This is a genomic window from Lacticaseibacillus manihotivorans DSM 13343 = JCM 12514, from assembly GCF_001435035.1.
In the GTDB taxonomy this organism is placed as follows: domain Bacteria; phylum Bacillota; class Bacilli; order Lactobacillales; family Lactobacillaceae; genus Lacticaseibacillus; species Lacticaseibacillus manihotivorans.
Genome location: NZ_AZEU01000255.1, coordinates 1 through 950 on the forward strand (window position 1 = coordinate 1; position 950 = coordinate 950).

Consider the following 950-nt stretch of genomic DNA (forward strand, 5'->3'; position numbering starts at 1 on the left):
TATTTTGTCTGAGTGCTAACGATAGTGGCTAACTTGATTGTAAAACGCGGGATTCAGTTAAAAAGATCTGAATGCGAACCCGTGTCGATAAAGCGCACAAACTCACCATCATATTTGTAAATTAATAACCAATCCGGCCTGATATGTAAATCACGCTCTGGTTTACGATTAACCAAAGGGTGATCATTATAATGTGGATCTAACGGTTCATCTCGTAATAGTTTATGATAAACAGCTTCAAAATCTTCTTTTTTATAGCGCCCCCCTTTTAAAATCGTCTTGTAATGTTTTTTAAATTGACGTTCAAAGGCTGGTTTATAAATAAACTTATTCATTTAACCAATCCAGCCCTTCCTCAGGATCGTTAAATTCAACGTAATCTTGACTCCTAATAGCCTTTTTTAAACGTGTGTTTGGCTGAGAGACCTCAAAGGGAATTCCTCCGGCTTCAATGGATTTCTTGGCAAAGATACGAAAGGCTTCTCCGGGGGTTAATCCCACACGACTTAGGACAATCTCGAAGTCCTTTTTTTCTTTTTCGCTCATTCTGAAATGTACTTGGCTAGTCATAAAAATCACCTCTAGCTTTATGGTACCATTTGGTACCATAAAAACAAGCGTTTTTCTACAAATTACGGTCCCCCGACACGCTTGGGCTGATTGTCAATTCAGGAAAGTCCGTCCGAACGGATACACCCTATCATTAACAAATGCTCGATGATGTTCCTCTCGACTCACTTCGTTTTTTCAATGGCCTCGTACTTTGCCGAATTATACCCCCCTGATAAAATCAGCGATCTCCCTGATTCGATTTCCAGAAACAATGTTTCCAAAGCTTATCCTTGTTTCTGAATAGTCGTGAAAAACACGACCATGGTCAAAATCGGCTAGTGCTTATCCTGGATTATTCACCTCGGTATTTGGGACATGAAATCGCATCTGGCCGGTCT

2 protein-coding genes are annotated in these 950 nt (G+C 40.1%); both read right to left on the reverse strand.

Going from position 1 to position 950, the window contains the following annotated elements; genetic code table 11:
* Positions 1–53: 53 nt before the first annotated feature.
* Positions 54–335, reverse strand: coding sequence for a type II toxin-antitoxin system YafQ family toxin (locus tag FD01_RS13250; RefSeq protein ID WP_016363782.1), 282 nt, complete (start codon positions 333–335; stop codon positions 54–56).
* On the reverse strand, positions 328–570 hold the full coding sequence (locus FD01_RS13255) for a type II toxin-antitoxin system RelB/DinJ family antitoxin (protein WP_016363783.1): 243 nt from the start codon (positions 568–570) through the stop codon (positions 328–330). The genes FD01_RS13250 and FD01_RS13255 overlap by 8 nt, the downstream gene beginning before the upstream one ends.
* Between the last annotated feature and the right edge of the window lie 380 nt (positions 571–950).

Bases quoted from the DNA above. Each gene is read 5' to 3' on its own strand.
- FD01_RS13255 (WP_016363783.1), bottom strand. From the start codon at position 570: ATGACTAGCCAAGTACATTTCAGAATGAGCGAAAAAGAAAAAAAGGAC.
- FD01_RS13250 (WP_016363782.1), bottom strand. From the start codon at position 335: ATGAATAAGTTTATTTATAAACCAGCCTTTGAACGTCAATTTAAAAAA.